At 70.7% G+C, this 14,066-nt stretch carries 7 protein-coding genes; 5 read left to right on the forward strand and 2 right to left on the reverse strand.

From position 1 onward, the window contains the following. Nucleotides 1–211: 211 nt before the first annotated feature. Nucleotides 212–532 carry an effector-associated domain EAD1-containing protein gene (locus WME83_RS24860; RefSeq protein WP_437321766.1) on the forward strand — a complete coding sequence of 107 codons (321 nt, stop codon included), beginning with the start codon at nucleotides 212–214 and terminating at the stop codon, nucleotides 530–532. Between the two features lie 105 nt (nucleotides 533–637). On the opposite strand, the gene WME83_RS24865 is transcribed toward WME83_RS24860, so the two are convergent. Next, entirely contained in the window at nucleotides 638–3,898 is a 3,261-nt protein-coding gene (locus WME83_RS24865) for a hypothetical protein (RefSeq protein WP_437321767.1), read from the reverse strand. Between the two features lie 854 nt (nucleotides 3,899–4,752). Beyond that, the gene (locus WME83_RS24870) at nucleotides 4,753–7,203 is read right to left on the reverse strand and encodes a trypsin-like peptidase domain-containing protein (protein WP_437321768.1); all 2,451 of its coding nucleotides are present in this window, start codon (nucleotides 7,201–7,203) and stop codon (nucleotides 4,753–4,755) included. Nucleotides 7,204–7,374: 171 nt separating this feature from the next. On the opposite strand from WME83_RS24870, the gene WME83_RS24875 reads away from it, so the two are divergent. Genes WME83_RS24875 through WME83_RS24890 form a run of 4 tightly spaced genes read left to right on the forward strand, consistent with a single transcriptional unit; the run spans nucleotide 7,375 to nucleotide 14,004 of the window. Further along, a complete protein-coding gene (locus WME83_RS24875) occupies nucleotides 7,375–8,466 on the forward strand; it encodes a trypsin-like peptidase domain-containing protein (protein WP_437321769.1) in 1,092 nt (363 codons plus the stop codon). A 29-nt stretch (nucleotides 8,467–8,495) separates the two neighbouring features. Next, nucleotides 8,496–9,569 (forward strand): hypothetical protein, encoded by a 1,074-nt coding sequence (locus WME83_RS24880; protein WP_437321770.1) that lies wholly within the window; start codon nucleotides 8,496–8,498, stop codon nucleotides 9,567–9,569. Between the two features lie 8 nt (nucleotides 9,570–9,577). Beyond that, nucleotides 9,578–10,471 (forward strand): AAA family ATPase, encoded by an 894-nt coding sequence (locus tag WME83_RS24885; RefSeq protein ID WP_437321771.1) that lies wholly within the window; start codon nucleotides 9,578–9,580, stop codon nucleotides 10,469–10,471. Then, nucleotides 10,468–14,004: a hypothetical protein gene (locus WME83_RS24890; protein WP_437321772.1), complete on the forward strand. Its 3,537-nt coding sequence runs from the start codon at nucleotides 10,468–10,470 to the stop codon at nucleotides 14,002–14,004. The genes WME83_RS24885 and WME83_RS24890 overlap by 4 nt, the downstream gene beginning before the upstream one ends. Nucleotides 14,005–14,066 lie beyond the last annotated feature (62 nt).

Genomic DNA, 14,066 nt, shown 5'->3' on the forward strand with positions numbered 1-14,066 from the left:
CGCAGGCGGATGGCGTGCGGCCCGGTATGAGAGCCCTCCCATGATACGTACACGCGGACCGAGCCGAAGGTCAACAGACCCTCGTGAAGAGCACGGAAGGCTCTCTGCCGCCGTGCGGCGCTGCTTCAGCCGCTCGAAGGCCGCTATCGCCCAGGCGCCATGGGTTGGCTGGCTGGACGAGGAGACCCCCGCACGCGTAGCATCCGGCGACATGGCGGTCCCTCCGCGCCGGCATTTCCTGGACGCCCCGTCGTTCGACTGGAGCCAGCCCGCGAGCGAGGCGCTGCTCCGCACCCTCAGCGCCGCCTATCCCACGCTCAAGGAAGCCCAGTTCCTCGCCGCCACCGTGGGCATCGACCTCGCGGACGTCGCCGTTCATCCGACGCTGCGCCTCACCTGGATGTCCCTCATCGAGGTGGCGCATCTCGCGAAGAAGCTCCGCCCGCTCCTCGAGAAGGTCGCGAGCGATCCGATGAAGGCGGCCGTGCACGAACAGATCCGCGCGCTCCTCCGCGACGAGCCCGCGCGGTAGGCGCCCGAGCCGCGCGGCACGCGCGCGGGGCTGTGGCGCACGATCGCCGACGCAGAGGCGGCGCCGGCGGGATGGCTCCGGAGGGCCGTGTCAGGGGCGCTGCGCTCAGGGCGGCGGGGGTGGCGCTGGCCAGAGCGCGCCGCGCAACCTGCGCAGCTCGTCGTGGACGAGCGCCTTGCCGGTGTCTTCGAGGATCCTGTCGAGGAGCGCGTCGAGCTTGCGCTGGATGCTCGCCTCGTCGAGCAAGCTCCGCCAGGCCTTTCTCGGCGTCAGGCTCCGCTCCCAGTCGAGCAGATCGATCGGGACCTTCTTGGCGAGCGCCTCGATTTCATCGGTGTTCCGGTACGCGATCGCGAGCACCCGGATGAGATCGTCGCTCTCCGCCTTGTCCCAGGGGATGGCCAGCGCTCCTCGAGCGCGCAGCGGCCACACCTTGACGGCGACGTTCGCGTAGAGCGCGCCGAGGACGCGGAGGTCCTTGTCGTCGCACGCCTCGACGGCCTTCTTCAGCGCGTCCCCCGGCGAGATGGTCGCGTGTCCGAGGATCTCGCCGCGCACCGACTCCGGCAGCGTGCTCGCGATCTCGAGCTTCGACAGGTCGTCGTCGTGTTGATCGGCCCACCGCTCGAGCTGACGCTTGATCTCGTCGCGGAGCCGCGGCACCGGACCGAAGACGAACAGGCACATGGCGAAGAGCTCGGACGCGCCGCCCGGCAGGAGGTCGGTGGGGTCCCGGACGAAGATCGGGTTCGCCGCGGCCCGGTGCAAGCAGTCCCACGTCTCCTGCTGGGCCTCCTGCGCGAAGAGCGCGCTCGCGGTCAGGTAGCTTTGCATCGAGTCGTGGAAGAAGCGCAGATCGCGCGGGTCCTCGGCCTGGACGAGCAGCCCGGCGTCTTTGAGCTTCTGGAGGTTCTCTCGCTCCTCCTCGTTGCTGGCCCGGACGGTGCGCAGGCCATTGCGCCAGTACGTGGCGAGGCAGTAAGAGCGCGCCCACGCGAGGAGCGCCGCGTCCTCCCCCCGCGCTCGCTTGGCCTTCAGCAGCTCCCGGATCGAGGTCTCGTACAGATCCGAGAGCGTGGTCACCGCGGTGTCGCCGATCGGGATCGCAAGCCGGACCAGGATGGGGAGATACGCTCCGTCGTGGCTTCGACACGCCTTTTTGACCGTCTCCGGCAGCACGTAATCCTTCCTGTAGGCGTCGACGAACGTCTTGAGCGTCCCGTGCTGCTCGTCGTTGTCGTGAAGCATCTGCGGCTCGACGCGCATCCAGCGCGCCGAGGCCTCGAAGGCGCTGCGGAAGTAGCGGTGCGGCCTGCCGGCGAGGAGCAGGCGCACCCGGCCGCCCAGGGGGCCATCGAGGAAGCGGGTGATGTCCTCCGGCTCGAACGGCGACTCCACGAGGCCGTCGATCACGATGACGTAATCCCCCCGCAGGAGCTGGGCCTCGAGCGCGTCGGGGCCGAGCGCGTGGGCCTCGAGCGCGCGCCGGAGCGCGTCCGCGAGCGACGGGCCGCCGGCCTCGCACAGCACGGGCAGCGGGCGATCGGGATCCTCCTCGAAGCGCGCGAGCATGCGCTGCATCACCTGCCGCAGCAGCGCGCTCTTGCCCCGGCCTCCGGGGGCCTCGATGAGCACGTTGCCGCCCTGCTCCGGGTCGCCGAGGAAGTCGGCAATCGCGTCCGCGAGCGCCTCCGGGGCCGGGGAGGACGGGCTGCCTTCGCTCAGAAAGACGTCGGCGGGGAGCGGGACGTACGTCTCGCCGCGGGCCGCCTCTCGCTTCTTGCGCAGCTTATCCTTCGCCGCTTTGATGTAGCCTCGCATCAGGCCGCGGCGGATCCTGCGGACGCTGACGGCGACCGGGACGAGCCACTGGAACGGCTTCGACGGGGCGAGGAGGCGGAAGGCGACGGGCGAGACGACGCCGGCGGCGAGCCCGAGCAGCAGCGCCCCGGAGGTGACGCCGACGACCGTCGGGAAGTTGATGTTGAGCTTCTGCGCGGCCGGGATGAGGGCGGCCCCGCCGCCGCCGGCGGTGCTCGCGAGCACGGCCCCGAACGGCATCCAACCCCTCGCGAGCCGACTCCGGGCCTCGAGGAGCACGGGCAGGACGAACAGGAGGAGCGCTCCGGCGCAGGCAAGGAGGGTACGCACCCAGCCCCGGTCGAGCGGGCGGTAGGCGAAGGGGACCTTCTCGAGGACCAGCGTGAGCTTGCTGCCTGCCTGATCTTCGTAGTCAATCACGAGATCGTAGAGGGGCTCGGCGGTCAATGACCTTGGCAGAGGCCAGGCCGAGTTCTGCTGGATCGCCTTGCTCCCCTCCTTGCGGGCTTCGTAATGCTCGGCGCCATCCGTCACACCGCTCTCGTGCATCGAGACCTTGATCGTCGCTGCGCGCGCGCCGAGGTCAGCCGCAGTGGGCCATCGTACGTTGAGATCTTCGAGCCGATCGAGGACGTACGGGATGCCTTCGACCTCGAGCTTGCCTTCCGACAGACGAATCAGCCCGTGCTCGAACTCGATCGTGGCTGCTGCCTCGGACGCGGGCCCGTAGGCGAGAAAGCCACGATCGGTCTTGATCCATCCGTGCGTTCCGTCGCCAGCCGGGTACACCCTCCGCGCATCGCGGACCTTAGTCTCCAGACATCTAAAGTCGCCCGCCTCCGCAGGACGTGCAACACACAAGTTTCCGTCGCCGTTGAACCACAGAGCGGATCCGTCCGGCTGAGCTAGCCCTGACCGTTCGAGCGCCAATCTACGCCCACACACCTGTCGAACCACCAGCGAATCGTTGACCACAGCGACGTGACGGATCCCTTGGCTTAGGTCCACGAGCCAAGCGGTGTCTTCAACGCCACCAGCAACAACCGCGAGTTCAGACATCATCAAATCGTACAAGTCGCTCCGATTCCGTACACTCAGATCATCGCGCTCCTGGCGAACCCCGCTCTCATCAAGCAAGACGATACGCCCATCAGCCGAATAAACCAGCAGACGATCAGCAGATACGGGAACGGTCGCATAAACATCACCAATCGGAATCGGCCTGGCCAGCAGCGATTTTCCGTTTTCATCAACCAAGTATACAGAGATCACATGACTGGAATCCGGGTACGGCTCGGCGGCGCGCGGCAGCGGAGCACCTACGATGGATGGCGCGGGCGGAGTCGGCGTGCCGTGCGCGGCACTGGGTGGCGGTAGCGCGTCGGCTGATGGCAGCTCCGGCTTCGGCGCAGGACCGAACGCCCATATACGACCACCGCTCGTACTGCGGACGAGCCTGCGCACATTGGCCCCCTCGAGTAGCGGCTGCATCTCCTGTCCTCTCGGCTCGCGCATCGCATCTACCATGTAGAGCTTGGTGTCCACCTTCCCCTTCACGGAGAACGATCTTGCCTGTGGCACCGCACCGACAACGAAGGCCCGCGATCCATCGGAACCGACGACAACTTGAGTGGAATCGATCCTAGCCAGCTCTCGCATCGGAGTCTGTGCTTCTTTATCGACGAAGGCGATACATTCGGATGCGTTTAACCAAGCCTGACCGGCCCTGCCAGCCGGCACAAGACCCTGCAGCTCGATCGGTCGCAAACCACCACATTTACCCAATATCGACCCATCGATCCAACCTATGCTCCCAGAAGCATCAACAACTCCGACGTGGACCACGCCAGTTCTCTGAGCATCACGCAACCACAAACTTGTTTTGTCCTTCGAGACGACGGCAGACTCCCCACCGAAGACATTGACAGGATGTCCCGTCAAGTTCAGCCGCACAGAACCCAGAACACGTTTTTCGATTTCAAAATCCACGAGATAAACTGACGCGTCAGTCGCTCCCTGAAGAGCCCAGACCTTCTGCGGGCTATTGGTACGAAAGACATAAACACGCAAATTCTGGAACTCAGTGAGACAATTGGTCTCACCGGCCGTGTCAACGACGCAGAGCCCCCTGGAGTTATTGTCCACCCACGCGTGCTTGCCATCTTCCCAAGGGACAATGCTCCCGTCCAGCCCTGGGACGGGGGCGATCCAGTACCCCTCCGCCGTGCTCCGCATCCGCCCCGGCGACTCCACGGCTCCCCCTGCATCGCCGCAGGCGACGAGCGCGCCCCCGAGCATCGCCGCCCCGCCCGCGCGCCAGTCCATCACGCGCCGCACAAGCCGCCGACACCAGCCCTTCCGCCCTCGCGCGCTCTCGCGCGTCCGTCCGCCTCCGCGCATCACGCCTCCCCGCTCGACCCCCGCAGCAGCCACCGCACGTCCTCTCCCAGCAGCTCCCCCCGCCTGGCCCGCTCGCGCACCTCCCTCGCGCGCGCCTCATCGCCCTCCGGCGTCTCCACGAGCGCCACCGGCGCGCCCCCCTCGAGGTCCTCCTCCGTCACCCGCGGCGCCGAGCACTCCCCCGTCCTCGCCAGCTCGATGACCCCCGCGATCACCCCCGGGTCCCGCAGCAGATCCGAGTGCTCGTACTCCGCCCGATACGCCGGCACACCCGCGATCACCGCGGCGCGCGCCGGCACGGTCCCATCCCCCACCCCGCCCCGCGGCTGCGCGTCCGCGGCGCCGAATTCCCACGACGTCACCGTTCCGTGCGACAGCGACGCGAACAGCGTCGTCCTGTCCAGGATCGGACTCTCCACGAGCCGCCGCTTCAGCGTCCTGCTCTGGTCGAGCAACCGCTGGCTCGGCCTCACGCCCCCGCCCCAGCCGCCCTGCGTGTAGAACGGCTCCGCGTCCGGAAACATCGCGAGATTCGGCAGCATATCCACGAGACCAGGCATCGTCGCCGCCGCCTCCCGGAACGCCCGCCGCGCCGCCGCGCGCGCCTCCCCGAGCGACGCCACCATCGCGAGCCGCTGGAAGAATGGATACGTCCCCTGCACCGCCTCGATCGGCGCATAGCTCCCGCCGAGCGGCGACCCCGCGAACACCGCCCGCTGCACCCGCTGCGCCCACTGCGGGTCCTGCCCCGCCCAGCACGCCGCCACCAGGCCGCCCATCGAGTGCGCCACGATCATGAACCGGCTCCGCGGCCGATCGAGCGCCAGCATCTCCAGGTACAGACGCAAACGCTCCGCCGCGCTCTGGATCCCCTTGCGCCAGTCGTACGAGAACGGATGCACCACGAAGCGCTCCTGCCGGAACGCCCGTGCGGCCCGCCCGTATGCGAGCTGCAGATGCGGTCCCGGCGCCAGCACCTGGCCCCTCGTCGCGTCGCTCACCCCGTCGGCGCCGAGCTTCAACCGCTCCGCCACGTCGCCGAACAGGAGCGTGAGCGCGCTCAACCATACCCGCAACGTGCTCGCGCCCCGGTGCTCCAGGTGGGCGCCGAGGATGCCGTGCACCAGCACGATCTCGGGCAGATCCGGATCGGGCTCCGGGTCGAAGATCCCCTCCTCGGGGCTCGCAGGCCGGAGGAACGCGGCGATCTCGCGGGCCTCCTCCTCGCCGACGGCCCTCGCCAGCTGCGCCCGCGTGGCCTCCGGCGCCCTGCGGAGCGCCTCGGCCAGCGAGGCGTCGTCCTGCCGCTCGTACCACTCGAACGGCGAGAGGACCTCCTCCCGCGGCGCCGCCGCGGCCCCCGCCTCCTGCGCCGCTCCCTCGACGGCGCGCCACGCCTCCTCCACGATCTCCGGCGCCGCCCCGCCGCCGGGCGGATCGGGCGCGAAGCGCGCGCCCTGCGTCATCAGGCGCCGGTCCATGCCGAGCTCCCACGAGGGCACCGCATAGTTGGCCGTCATATAGATGCCGGCGAAATGGATCCCGATCGCCTGGCCCGTCTCGAGGTCGAGGACCACGGACCCGGAGTTGCCGCCGAGCGTCGAGGCGTCGTGGGTCATCGCCTCGACGACGTGTGCATAGGAGCGGATCCGCCCCCTGCCCATCAACGTGCCCGGCGCGAGCCGCTTGCACCCGAAGATGCCCCGGAACACCGATCTCTGCCGCTCCAGATCGTTGCGCGGGTCGAACATGGGGTAACCGACGATCGCCACCGGGCGGCCGTCGAGGCTCGCCGGAGCCTGGCCGAGGAGCCTCAGAAATGGCGTCTCGTCCGCCGCGCGGACGCGCAGCAGCGCCACATCCCAGTACGGGTGCAGCAGCAGGGGCTCCAGGACGTCGAAGCGCACGGAGCTCGTCCGCGCGTGCTCGTGCTTCAGGTCGAGGCTCGCGCGCAAGCCCGGCGTGAAGCTCAGCCGGGTGCCGCGCCCTTGCGCGAAGAGCTCGGCGACGTGGCGGTTCGTCACCATCGTCCGCGGGCCGACCAGGACCCCCGTGCCGCCGTACACGAGCGACGGGTGATCGACGAGATCGATCCGCCCGACGCACCGGATCGCGAGCTCCACGGCAGCCCGACACGCCTCGACATCCCTCCACGGACCGTCCATCGCCGGAAACGTGTCGTCCTGGATCTCGCACACCGGGCGGTCGTCACGGATCATCGCCTCGAGGGCGTCGAGCTCGCGCAGGCCGATGGGCTCGCCCTCCCGGACCTTGGCGAGCAGGGTGCCGCGCGCAGAGGGCGAGTCGGCTGGCGCGCCCTCCAGGTACGGCTCGTGGAACGGCGCTCCGCGCGGCGCCGCCTCCTCACGCCCAGAAGGCGCGCGGAGGACGCGTTGCACGTAGGCTCGCTGCGCTGCGCTGAGCGCCACGCTGGAATCGTCGCTCGTCATAAGATCTCCGATCGAGCGAGACTATCGAAGGGGATCCGTTCCGTCCACGTCCCCGCGCCGTCGTCCGGCGCGACCACGCCGCCGAGCCGCCCTGCCCCGCCGAGCGGGCGCCACGGACCGCCGAACGTATTGCCTTGAAATGCGGGTGGCCGGGCGCGACCATACCCGGTCGTGACCCCTCCCGCTGGCGCCGTGCACTTCCTCGACGACTTCAATTACATCCACCCCGAGGCCGTCGAGCTGCGCAGCCTGCTCGCCAAGGCCTACAGCCGCAAGCAGGACATCCCCGTGATCCTCGAGCGCGCCGGGCTCGATACCAGCTACATCGACCTGGACCAGGCGCCCATTTACGTGTGGCAGGACGCGCTGCGACAGGCGTCCGACGCGTTGCTGCTTCGCCCGCTGCTGGAGCTCGTCCTCGCCGATAAAGATCGCAAGAAGTACCACGACCGCATCAAAGAGCTGATGGAGCCGGCGCCGGTCGTCGAGGCGCCGATCGTCGAGGCGCCGGTCGCCGGGGGCCCCGGCCTGCCCTCCTTTGCCGGGCCGGACCCAGAGTCGGGCGACGTCGAGCGGATCCTCGGCAGCACGAGCAACCTCGTCGACATGGGCCAGCTCGCGGGCGCCTTCCGGGTGTCTCCGGCGGTGGCCCGCCTCGAGGTCCACTCCGGCGGGCAGCGGTTCTACGGCACAGGCTTTCTCCTGGACGCGCCGGGCGAGCCTCTCCTGCTCACCAACCATCACGTGCTCTTCGACCTCAGCGCCGGCGGGCGCAAGGCGTCCCGCGTGGACGCGTGGTTCGCGTACGAGACGGGCCCCGACGGCGCTCCCAGGCAGGCGCGCGTGGTCGCCGGCAACCCGGCGACGATCGAGGGCGTGGCCGAGCACGACTGGGCCGCCGTGCGCCTCGCCTCGCCGCTGCCGGAAGACTACCCGCGGCTCGCCCTGCGCCCTTCCCGGCCGCTCTCGGAGAACGACCCGGTCTTCATCATCCAGCACCCGCGCGGCCTGGTGAAGCACATCGGCCTCACGCGCAACCAGGTGCAGTATGTCGATCACAACGTCGTGCAGTACCTGACGGACACCGACGGCGGATCGTCGGGCTCGCCCGTGTTCAACGACCGGTGGGAGGTCGCCGCGCTGCACCACCGCTGGGTGGAGATCCCCCAGCAGAACGGGCGGCCGCCGGCGTACCGCAACCAGGGCATCCGCATCGAGCGCGTGCGCGAGGGGCTCGTCCGAGCAGGCCTGCTCCCGGCGTGATCGCGCCCCCGGGAGAGAGCTGAACCGAGATGCCGCCTTCCGTACCGATGGCGTATGATCGCGTCGCGCTCGTCCGCGCGCTCTCGAAGGCGTATAGCGGCCCGGAGCCGAACCATAAGCTCGATGCCCTCACCCTCTGCGAGCGCGCGGGGATCGAGCTCTTCACCATCAACCGGGACCAGTCGATACAAGGCATCTTCGACGACGTCACCCGCCTCCACGCGGCGAAGATCCCGAAGCTCGTCGAGCTCATCCTCGCGGACGCCCGCAAGGCGGCGCACCACGCGGCCATCCTGGCCGCCTGCAAGCCCAAGGCCTCCGCCCTCCCGCGGCACCCCGCGGCCAACGCGTACCTGCGGATCGATCGCCACGACATCTGGAGCGATCTCCAGAGCCGCAGCGCCAATGACCCGCGCGCCCACGCGCTCTTGCTCTGCGGCGCGCCCGACGACGGCCATCAGTACTTCCTGGATCGCGTCCGCGCCTTCAAGGACGATCTGGACGCCGAGGTGCTCACCATGAGCCCCACCGTGTTCAACGTGCGTGACCCCCGCAAGGCGCTCCTCGCCCTGCGGGACGTCCTCGCGCGCGATCTCGGCCAGGACGTCGAGGTGGAGACGCTGCCCGACGCGATCGCGCGCCTCACCCAGGACAGGAGCCTGATCCTCGTCTACCCGATGCACCCGGAGGGGCTGGACGCGACCCACGCGAGGTGGCTCAAGGATCACCACACCGAGGCGATCCCCGAGCTCTACCGGCAGGCGGCCGATCGGCGCGGGGGCGCCGCCGGGCGCGCGCTCATCACCCTGCAGCCGGTCGTGTGGAAGCCGAGCCTCTGGGACTGGATCGGGGCCCTCTCGGCCCACAGGGTGACCCACGGCGCGCTCGCGCCGATCGAGCACCGGGCGATGCGGCACGAGCTCAAGCGGATCGAGAGGAGCGATATCGAGATGTTCTTCCGCGAGCTGTACCCAGGCGACCCGCGGGCCATCGAGGCAGGCACGCGGCGCGGCCTCGAGCTCCACGAGGCCAGCAAGGACACGCAGAGCTTCTTCGCCGGGCTCCAAGAGCTCCTGTCCGCCGCCGACGCGGCGCAGCGCTAGGACGTGACATGGACGAGCACTACGAATTCCGCCAGTACCCCGATGGGCCGTTCGACGGCGATGACTACATCCCCAGCAAGAAGCTCGCGGTCGCGGTGAACACGGCGCTCGCGGCCGAGCAGCCGCTGCTCGTCACCGGCGAGCCGGGCACCGGCAAGACAAGGCTCGCCGAGTCGGTCGCGAGGCGCCTCGGCCTGGGCGAGGTCCTCACCTTCGTCGCCCGCAGCGACCACCAGGCGCGCGACTGCCTCTACTCCTTCGACAGCCTGCGCCGCCTCCACGACGCCCAGGTCAAGAGCGAGCTCGCCAGCTCCCCGGCGAATTACGTGCGTTATGAGGCGCTCGGCGAGGCGATCCGCTCGCCCACGCCGCGTGTCGTGCTCATCGACGAGATCGACAAGGCGCCGCGCGACTTCCCCAACGATCTGCTGGGCGTGCTCGAGGGACGGCTCAAGTTCCCGGTGCACGAGACCGGCGAGACGATCGTGGGCAAGGACGGCGCGCGGCCGTTCGTGATCGTCACGAGCAACCGCGAGCAGCCGCTGCCGCACGCCTTCCTCCGGCGGTGCGTCTTTCATCACATCGAGTTCCCGAGCGACAAGGAGCTCGGCGCGATCGTGCGGTCGAAATACGCGGCCGCGACGATCTCCGACGGCCTCCTCGCGGCGGTGCTGAAGCGCTTCCGTGAGGTCCGCGCGTCGGACATCGAGAAGCGGCCGGCCACCGGCGAGCTGCTCGCGTGGGTCAAGGTGCTCCTCCGCGCGAAGGTGACGGAGGCCGACGTGCTGAAGCAGCGCCTGGCCGAGCTCTACCCGGGCGTGCTCCTCAAGCTGGACGAGGATTTCAGGCGCGTGCTCGGCGCGACGGGCGACGCGGAGAGCGCCGGATCGGCGACCCGATGACGGGCGAGGACCGCTTCCCGTTCGACGACCTGCTCGACGAGGTGAAGCGCTCCGGCGTCGCCGTCGGGCCCCGGGAGCGGCTCGCCTTCGCGCGGTTCTTGAGCCGTTACGACGGCACCTCGCGCGAGGAGCTGCGCACGGCGGTGGCCAGCCTGCTCGCCCGCAGCCGCGCCGAGGTGGAGATCGTCGAAGAGGCGTTCGACCGCGTCTTCCCGGAGACGGAGCCAGAGCCGGTCACGGAGGAAGAAAGGCAGTCCAGGCCTCCGCCTCCCCCTCCGCCGAAGAGGAGCCCGTGGGCGGCGCTCCTGCGATGGATCCGCCCGCGCCGCCGCCAGTTCGGCGCGCTCCTCGCGACGGTCGCGATCGTAACCAGCGCCGCGCTATCGATCTCGCCTGGATCATCTGATCCGCCGCCTGGCGACACGGGCAGCGGCGGGGCGAGCAGCGCGAGCACGGCGGACAGCAGCGCGAGCAGCACGAGCAGCACGAGCAGCACGAGCAGCGCCGGCGGGGGCGACGTCACGGCGTGCCGGCCGGAAGAGGCGAGCCTCCAGCGCTGGTATCTCCCTTCGTTCCTGCTCCTCGTGGGCACGCTGCTCTCGCTCGGCGTGGCCGGCGTGGTGCGCGGGCGGAGGCGCCTGCTCGAACGGCAGCGAGGCACCCTCACGGAGGCGTTCGTCGAGCGCCCCGGGCCGCGCTGGTACGACCTCGCGCCCACCCCCGATCGGAGCGCCCGGGCCGCGCTCGATCGGATGAGCGTGACGCTCGAGCGGTCGCTCCGCGAAGCGCTGCTGTCGCCGGAGATCGACGTGGCGCGCACCGTCGACGCCACCGCGCGCGCCGGGCTCTTCCCCACCGTCGTGCGGAGGACGCGGCTCGGCCGGACGCGCGCCGTGGCGCTCGTGGACTCGAGCGCCGCGAGCCGCCCCTTCCGCGCCGCCCTGGAGGCGTTCGTCGAGGCGCTCGAGCGCGCGGGCGTCGACGTGACGCGGCTCTGGTTCGCGGGCGATCCCACGCGCGTCGCCGTCCGCCCCGGCGCGCGCGCCGTCCCCCTCGGCGCGCTCGCGCCGAGGCTCGGCGGGCAGCCGATGATCCTGCTCGGCACCGGGGAGGCCGTGGCCGCGGCGCTCTCCGATCCGCGCGAGGCGCTGCGCGTCGCGCTCCAGCCCTGGCCGGCGAGCGTGCTCCTCACGCCGATCGAGGATCCGGACCTGTGGCCTCGCGGGCTCGCGTCGCCGGCCGCGGCGGTCGCGGCCTTCCCGCTCGACGAGCACGGCGTGCTCGGCGCCGCGCGGCGGCTCGCGGCGCTGCGCTCCCACGCCGCCGCGCCGGCCTTCGCGCCGCGCGCCGAGCGCCCGCCCCTGGATCTCGTCGACGTTCACCTGCTGCGCGCGATGGTCGCGCTCGCGCCGAGGCCCTCGTTCGAGCTCGCGGAGGCGCTGCGCCGGCGGTTCTTGCCGCACGCGCCGGGGTCGATCCTGCTCGCCGTCGCGCCGATCGTCGAGGGCCGCGAGACGGAGCCGGAGCGGCGCGCGCTCGCCGGATCGCTGCGAGAGGCCCGCCGGAGCGGCCGCTTCCCGGAGGCCGAGGTGCGGCGCTTCCTGCGCGACGCCCTCCTCAGGGCCGAGCCGAGCGACCGGGCGTCGGCGGCGTACCTTCGCTGGGAGCAGGACATGGCGCTGCAGGACCTCCACGCGGGCGACCGGCGCGCGCGGAGGGCCGCGCGGGCGACGCTCGCGCGGCTCCTCGCCGGGCCGCTCGGGCCGGAGCTCGAGGGCCGGCTGCACAAGGAGCGCGACGTGCGGCGGGGGGTCGGGGATCCCCGCGCGGACCTCCTGCGCGTCATCGCCGATCGCGGCCTCCGCAGCCTCTGGCCGCCGCACTTCGCGCTGCCGGGCAGCGCGGCGGCTTCCGTGCTCGCCGCGGCGGCGCTCTTCGCGGCCGTGGCGGCGGCGGCCGGCGCCTTCTCCCCGCGGCCGCTCTCGATCGATGGCCGGGCGAACATCGTCGTCGACGCGGAGGACCTCCGGATGGCCCTCTGCGCCTTCGACCACTTCTACGACGTCATGGTCGAGGCCGAGGCGACGTACGGGCTCGCGCGGGCGCCTGGGCGCCCCCTCGTGGTGTTCAAGGTCAGCCCCGTGATCGGCCCGGTCCGCGCGATCCAGGCGGTGGCTCAGCCCCTCGAGGGGGCGCCCGAGGACGCCTTCCTGGGCCGCGCGAGCGCGACGACGCTGGACCTGGTGACGAAGCTGCCCCAGGTCGAGGGGGGCGAACAGCGCGAGCTCGATCCGAGCTCGCTCACGGTCAGCGCCGGGCCGGCCTCGCCGCGTGATTTTCAGGTGAGCGATCTTCTCCGGTGCCAGAGCTCTCTGGGGGTCCTGCCCGGCACGGGCGACGACGTGATCGAGCGCCTGCTCGACCCCGCAAAGCGCCACCCGAGGTGCCCGCCGCCGTGCGGAGAAAACGAGATGTGGTGCTCCGGCGTCGGGTGCACGAACGTCACGACCGAGCAGAACTGCGGCAGCTGCGGGAACGGCTGCCGTGCCGGGTCCTCGTGTGTCGCTCGCAAATGCGAGCCCGTGTGTTCCCCCCCGGACACGGTGCGATGCGGGGACCAGTGCGTCGACGTGATGACCGACCCGAGGAACTGCGGCGGGTGCGCTGGGGTATCGGGCAAGGACTGCGGCGCGGGAACGTGCGTCGGCGGCGAGTGCGTGTCCGCTTGCCCTGCGGGTCAGCCGCTCTGCGGCGACAGCTGCTGCCCGCCGCGCGCCAACGCGACGGCGCGCTGCGACGGCGAGGTCTGCGACTATCGCTGCAACGCCGGCTTCCAGAGCTGCAACGGGACCCTGGACGACGGGTGCGAGTCGAACCGCTGGGTGGACCGCGACCACTGTGGTGACTGCGCAACGCGCTGCGGTCGAGACGAAGGCTGTTCGCGTGGAAAGTGCGTATGCCCCGCGGGCTCGACGCGATGCGGGGACCAGTGCGTCGACGTGATGACCGACCCGAGGAACTGCGGCGGGTGCGCTGGGGGTTCGGGCAGGGATTGCGGCGCGGGGACGTGCGTCGGCGGCGCGTGCGAGTCCCCTTGCCCCGACGGTCAGACCCGCTGCGGCGAGCGCTGCTGCCCGCCGCGCGCCAACGCGACGGCGCGCTGCGACGGCGGGGTGTGCGACTACAGCTGCAACGCCGGCTTCCAGAGCTGCAACGGGACCATGAACGACGGGTGCGAGTCGAACCGCTGGGAGGACGATGAACATTGCGGTGACTGCAAGACGCGCTGCGGTCGGGTCGAGAGCTGCTCACGTGGAACATGCGTCCTGAACCCCATCAAAAGAAGGAACTGCGAGGCCGCGTGCGCCGACCAGTTCAACAGATGCGTCCGCCGCTGCGAGGCGGGGAAGCCCAGTGCGGATCTGGCGAGCTCCTCTGCCCCCGACTGCGCAGCAGATTGCGCGAACAACCAAGCGGTTTGCATGCGGTCCTGCGATCCCATGCCGGCGTCGGTGAGCCCAGCTGGAAAGTGAGGCCGCGAGGAGAGGATTGAAGACAGGGCCGCGCCGAACGCCAGACCGACGCCCCCCGCGCC

Origin of the sequence: Sorangium sp. So ce385, assembly GCF_051474135.1 — a bacterium.
Taxonomy (GTDB): Bacteria; Myxococcota_A; Polyangia; order Polyangiales; family Polyangiaceae; genus Sorangium; species Sorangium cellulosum_D.

Excerpts from the sequence above, each read along its gene's own strand:
- WME83_RS24890 (WP_437321772.1), top strand. The coding sequence starts at position 10,468 with ATGACGGGCGAGGACCGCTTCCCGTTCGACGACCTGCTCGACGAGGTG.
- WME83_RS24880 (WP_437321770.1), top strand. The coding sequence starts at position 8,496 with ATGCCGCCTTCCGTACCGATGGCGTATGATCGCGTCGCGCTCGTCCGC.
- WME83_RS24885 (WP_437321771.1), top strand. The coding sequence starts at position 9,578 with ATGGACGAGCACTACGAATTCCGCCAGTACCCCGATGGGCCGTTCGAC.
- WME83_RS24870 (WP_437321768.1), bottom strand. The coding sequence starts at position 7,203 with ATGACGAGCGACGATTCCAGCGTGGCGCTCAGCGCAGCGCAGCGAGCC.
- WME83_RS24860 (WP_437321766.1), top strand. The coding sequence starts at position 212 with ATGGCGGTCCCTCCGCGCCGGCATTTCCTGGACGCCCCGTCGTTCGAC.